At 47.2% G+C, this 5,080-nt stretch carries 7 protein-coding genes; 2 read left to right on the top strand and 5 right to left on the bottom strand.

Annotated features, from left to right (window positions below):
• Positions 1 to 116: 116 nt before the first annotated feature.
• Positions 117 to 395 carry a hypothetical protein gene (locus PN462_RS10360; RefSeq protein WP_272128096.1) on the top strand — a complete coding sequence of 93 codons (279 nt, stop codon included), beginning with the start codon at positions 117 to 119 and terminating at the stop codon, positions 393 to 395.
• Here the strand turns inward: PN462_RS10360 and PN462_RS10355 are convergent.
• Positions 390 to 1,229 (bottom strand): prephenate/arogenate dehydrogenase, encoded by an 840-nt coding sequence (locus PN462_RS10355; protein WP_443029137.1) that lies wholly within the window; start codon positions 1,227 to 1,229, stop codon positions 390 to 392. The genes PN462_RS10360 and PN462_RS10355 overlap by 6 nt on opposite strands.
• Before the next feature lie 111 nt (positions 1,230 to 1,340).
• On the opposite strand from PN462_RS10355, the gene PN462_RS10350 reads away from it, so the two are divergent.
• Positions 1,341 to 2,906 (top strand): pentapeptide repeat-containing protein, encoded by a 1,566-nt coding sequence (locus PN462_RS10350; protein WP_272128095.1) that lies wholly within the window; start codon positions 1,341 to 1,343, stop codon positions 2,904 to 2,906.
• On the opposite strand, the gene PN462_RS10345 is transcribed toward PN462_RS10350, so the two are convergent.
• The 4 genes from PN462_RS10345 to PN462_RS10330 form a co-directional block, all read right to left on the bottom strand.
• Positions 2,886 to 4,073 carry a caspase family protein gene (locus PN462_RS10345; protein WP_272128094.1) on the bottom strand — a complete coding sequence of 396 codons (1,188 nt, stop codon included), beginning with the start codon at positions 4,071 to 4,073 and terminating at the stop codon, positions 2,886 to 2,888. The genes PN462_RS10350 and PN462_RS10345 overlap by 21 nt on opposite strands.
• 99 nt (positions 4,074 to 4,172) lie before the next feature.
• On the bottom strand, positions 4,173 to 4,424 hold the full coding sequence (locus tag PN462_RS10340; RefSeq protein ID WP_272128093.1) for a type II toxin-antitoxin system VapC family toxin: 252 nt from the start codon (positions 4,422 to 4,424) through the stop codon (positions 4,173 to 4,175).
• Positions 4,425 to 4,468: 44 nt separating this feature from the next.
• The gene (locus PN462_RS10335) at positions 4,469 to 4,732 is read right to left on the bottom strand and encodes a hypothetical protein (RefSeq protein ID WP_272128092.1); all 264 of its coding nucleotides are present in this window, start codon (positions 4,730 to 4,732) and stop codon (positions 4,469 to 4,471) included.
• Between the two features lie 137 nt (positions 4,733 to 4,869).
• On the bottom strand, positions 4,870 to 5,073 hold the full coding sequence (locus PN462_RS10330) for a BrnA antitoxin family protein (protein ID WP_443029138.1): 204 nt from the start codon (positions 5,071 to 5,073) through the stop codon (positions 4,870 to 4,872).
• Between the last annotated feature and the right edge of the window lie 7 nt (positions 5,074 to 5,080).

Genomic DNA, 5,080 nt, shown 5'->3' with positions numbered 1-5,080 from the left:
TCTCTTAACCTTCTCCGTCAAGACTCTACTGTTCAACGCAGTCTTCGACAAAAGCGACAACGTGCTGCTATGGACGATGATTACATGACTACTCTTCTACAATCCTTTTGTCAAGCATGATTGAGATGCTCTTACCCTGTATTGGTGGAGGACGTTTTAGTAATGCTTCGGTGTTAGAAGCGATTTATAAAAGTCAAGAGATTGTTGGGGAAAAAATGGACTATTCTTACAGCGATCGCAATCGCATCGGTGATCATATCTGGTGGATTGGTGATAATCGCAAATTTGCATCCCACTATCCAGAGTGGAAAATGGAATATAATGTTGATGATATTCTCCAACAAATTTACGAAATTAATTATGATCGCTGGACTCGTCAAGAAATTCATTCATAGAAACTTAGAACGCTCTATTTCATTAATCTGTAATTGTTGGTTTAATTGCTGCCAATTTTCCTGTTCAATAGTGTTAATGAGGCCATCTAAACTGTGGCGGTAGGCGTAGAGCGATCGCAGCAATTCCTCTCGATTATACTGGGCGATCGCTTCCCCCAACACCGGATTCCCTCCCCCAACCCGTGAAGTATCCCGAAACCCAGAACTGGCAAACCGTTGCGCCAACTGTAACACCTCCCCATCCGTCTCCCCTAAACAAGTCTCCAGTAAGGCCGCACTGACAAACAACGGCAAATGGGAAATCCAAGCCACCGCGCGATCGTGCTTCTCTGGGGAACAATGATACAACTGACAGCCCAGCGATCGCGCAATTTCTCCCACCTCCTCCACCGCATCCTCCGGAGTCTCCTCCACCGGAGTAATCACATAAGGGGTATTGACAAATAACCCCGATTGTGCTGCATTCACCCCCTGTTGTGCCGTCCCCGTCATCGGGTGGCCGCCCACAAAATGGGGCCAAAGGGGCATCACCTCCCGCAAAACCGGAGCTTTCACCGACCCCACATCCGTAATAATCGTCCCTGGCGACAAATAAGGCACTAACTTCTCCACCATGGCCGCAATCGCATGGAGAGGGGTACAAACAAAGATCACATCCGCCTCCCCCAAGAGTGATAAATTAACACTAGCAACATCGACAATACCCCGACGTAAAGCAATCTCACAAACCTGCTCTTGACGAGACACCCCCAAAACCCGTAAGCGTTGCGATCGCAACTCTAACCCCAATGAACCCCCAATTAACCCTAAACCCACAATTCCCACAGTTTTCAAAACGCTACCCTCTCCTACTCTGCTAATACTGCTAACGCTCAAAGTACCAAAAAACATCCCCCCTATCTCAGCCAAATCAGGGTTTGGCCCCCAAATTGTCCCCTGAATACCATGAACCCCAAAAAACTGCTCAACCTGTATGCCCATGGAAAACGAAAATTTCAACGGATTAACCTCAGTGAAGCCAACCTCCGCAACGTCGATCTCAGTGGCGCAGACTTCACTCACGCCACCCTCAACGTCACCAACCTGAGTGGGGCCAACCTCAGTCAAGTCAACTTCACCCACGCCAAACTCAACGTCGCCCGACTCAGTGGGGCCAACTTAACCGGAGCAACCCTCAACTCCGCCTCCCTCAACGTCGCCAACCTGATCCGCGCCACCCTCAACAACGCGCAACTCCAAGACGCACAACTCATTCACGCCGAAATCATTCGCGCTGATCTCAGTCGCTCCAATTTAAGCAACAGTAACCTCCAGGGAGCAGACTTACGAGAAACCCTCTTTCGAGAAACCAACCTCAGTTACTGCAACCTCACCGAATGTAACCTCCGAGGGGCCTTCCTCGCCGAAAGTATCTTAGAACAAGCCTTCCTCAGTAACGCCGACTTAACCCGTGCCGACCTACGGGCCGTAAATTTACGAGAAGCCGATCTCAGTCAAGCTACCCTCACCTGTGCCAACTTACAAGGGGCCGACTTACGGGGGAGTAATTTACGCTGGACCGAATTAGGCGGGGCCGACTTACGCTGGGCTGATTTAAGTGATGCCAAACTCAGTGGGGCCAACTTGAAAGGGGCTGATCTCAGTGGCGCGATTTTAGTCAATGCCAGTTTAGTCCATACCGATCTCGGTCGGGCCCGCTTAATCAAAGTAGAATGGGCCGGGGCTGATCTCACCGGGGCCATCCTCACGGGTACGCGACTTCATGGAGTAAGACGGGCCAAATTAACCACCACCAACTTAACCTGTGATTGGCTTGATCTGAGTCCCCAAGGAGATGATAGCCAAATTTATCAACTCACCCCGGCCCAAGTGCCAGAGTTTTTCCAAGAAACGCCCCCCTCCGTAGAAGTCACCGTCGATGCCCCTTTTAATATTGATGCGAATTTAGCCCTAGCCACTATTTATCATCAAGTCCGCCAAGCCTATCCCAAAGTAGAACAACCGCCGAGTATTCGCATTAGTTCCCGTCGCACCTATTTAAAATTTCGCGTCGAGAGTAACGAGGATTTATTTCTGACGGCGTTTTATGCCACGTTACCGTTTCAGGATGCGGCGGCCATTGAACGGCATTTACTGGCCTTTCTCGATACCTTACAAACCCGTACTCCTCATGTTTTCAGTACCAAAAAGTTCCAACAACTGCGTCAGATGAACTTAGAGTTACATCGGGCGGTGAAACGGTTGCAGTTTGTCCATAAGCAGAAACCGACGTTATGTCCTCCTGAAGCGATGGAGTTTCTCAATGCTCCCACTTATACGGCCTTGGCTAACTCGAAAAATAAAACCCTCGACATCTATCACCACCCCGATTTCGGCAAACGGCTTCTTTATCCTTCTACGACGCTCCATCCGGCCCAACCCGACTCGCCTAAAAATATTACGCTCCCTCCTCTGACGGTTTTAACCCAGTTTGTCCAAGATTGCCTCTGGTTAGGGGGCAATGAGCAATAATTCTCCTGCTGTGATAGACCCCGAAACCTCTCCAACAGCAATTAACCCCTCTCGACCGAACAAACGCACCTTTCCCCCATTGGCCGCAACTAACTCTAATCCCGGTTCAACTTGGCCGGGATGGAGTCCCACTAACAAGACTTGTGCTTGTCTTCCTTGGGTTTCAATGACCCTTCCGTGGGCAACGGGGCCAGGGTTTTCTACAAAAAAGAGGGGTTTTTCTTCATTGTTGGTATTCACTTCGACTTCCCAGAGGGGGTTTTGGTTATAGCGTCGGGGGAGTTGTTGGTTAATGGCTGCGATCGCGCTTTTTGGGGTACTATTATTCTGCCAGAGATGTTGAGTGAAGCGAAAAGTAAACGCCCCGGCAGCAAAGCCGCTAAACGGTTCATCCACCGCGTATTGATGCCGTTGAGTGGAGGCTAAAACCACTCCATTGGCCACTCCCTGACGATACCGTTGAATGTACTCCTCCTCAGACCAATCTAAGCGACTGAGCCATTGTTCCTGATAGGCTTTTTCTTGGGGGGCAATTTGGATTTTTTCTCCGCCATCGCGCGATCGCACCCGAAAATCCCGCGTCGCAGCCCCCGAAAAACAACTATCGAGAACGGCAGTAAAATTCTCCGTTTGGATTGCAGACATCAACAAAAACAAGGTATGTCCCATAATATCAGCCACCGTTCCCCCAGTTTCGGGATAGCCCGTCGGCAACTTAGCATCAACCGGAACAAACGTCCCATTTAAGCCAATATCTGTCCCCACCCGTCGAAAAATGGGGTCTGGGTCTTGCACTAATGAACCGTGACCCGAATAATGATAAACGACCACATCCCCCGGTTTGGCTTGTTTAATGAGATGTTCTTCAAATGCCTCTAACATCCCCTGTCGCGTGGCCTGTTCATCCAACAACATCACCACATCTTGGGGATTAAACCCGTAGCGATGAATGAGTAATTGACGCTGTAAGATGACATCATTCACACAACCTGCCAGACGTTCACTAGGGTTAGAATAGTCATTAATCCCCACCAATAAAGCTAACTTGCGGTTTGTGGGTTGGGCTAAGACTCGTTGGGTTTTGGCCAGTTGCCAGTGATGAAGTCCCCAAGTAGTGAACGCGGCCCCTGCCGCTTGCAGGAATTGACGACGGGAAAATTTCACCATGATTTAGTTTTGGGTTGGATGAGTTTATCAGCGTTTCTAGTTTAACCGCTTGTTTTGTAATGTCAAGACTCGGCAGCGTAAAAAATTAGAGTTTAGAGTCTAGTTCTCATCATTGATTGCCCAGTTTTCTAACTTTAAATTGGGAACTTTAGCAAAATATTGAGTATTGCGTGTAACAACTGTTGCGTTTAAAGAAAGTGCGATCGCAGCAATTCGTAAATCGTTTGTACCAATTCGGATTTTGTCCTGAACTAACTGTTTGTAGAGTTGAGATGCACTGTTGGTAAAACTCAAGAGATTTAAGTCTTTAACATCATTCAGTAACTCTTGTAGATTTTGATATGCCTGCACTAAATTATGTTCTTTACCTTTAGAAGCAGCACGCCTAATTACTGCTAGTCTTCCTCGAATCCTTGAAATTCCGATCTATTACCTATTCGTCTTGTCCCGCGATTTTCTTGCTCATTCTTCAGTTGTTTTCGGTCTTCTTCAATATAATTCAGCATTTCCTCAAACTGGGAATCATTTTTATACTTACCAGCCATTTTGAGCCAAGGATTTTGTAAAACAGCCATGATTTTTTGTTGCTCTTCGGGAGACAGTTGCTGGATGAGTTCAATAATTTGATCGACGGTTAGTTGTAGAGTTAGTTGGGACATAACGCTATAATCGAATAGTGTGAATGTTTGATTTTATTATAGTTAATCTAAAAGCTCAAAACTTCGATCAAGATGAAAATATCTTATTGTTCAACTCGCTTGAGTTCCTCTCGTAACACACGACGTAATGTATCTTCTCAAGACTCCTGACATTGCTGGATATGTTGACGTAAGGCTTCATTGATTAAAGTTTGATAGTCTCCCCCTCCAGTTAAATGCACTTGTTCTCGAAACCAAGCTAATACGTCTTCATCTAATTGTAAGGTGATGCGCGTTTGACCGGGTAGCTTTGGAGTAATTGCGCCTCGTTTTCCGTGACTAAAATCATATTCTGCTTTCATTACCAGT

Source organism: Spirulina sp. CS-785/01, assembly GCF_028330525.1.
Classification (GTDB): Bacteria; Cyanobacteriota; Cyanobacteriia; order Cyanobacteriales; family Spirulinaceae; genus JAQMSD01.
The sequence above is the reverse complement of the archived record's forward strand: the minus strand, read 5'-3'. Positions and strand labels throughout refer to the sequence as shown.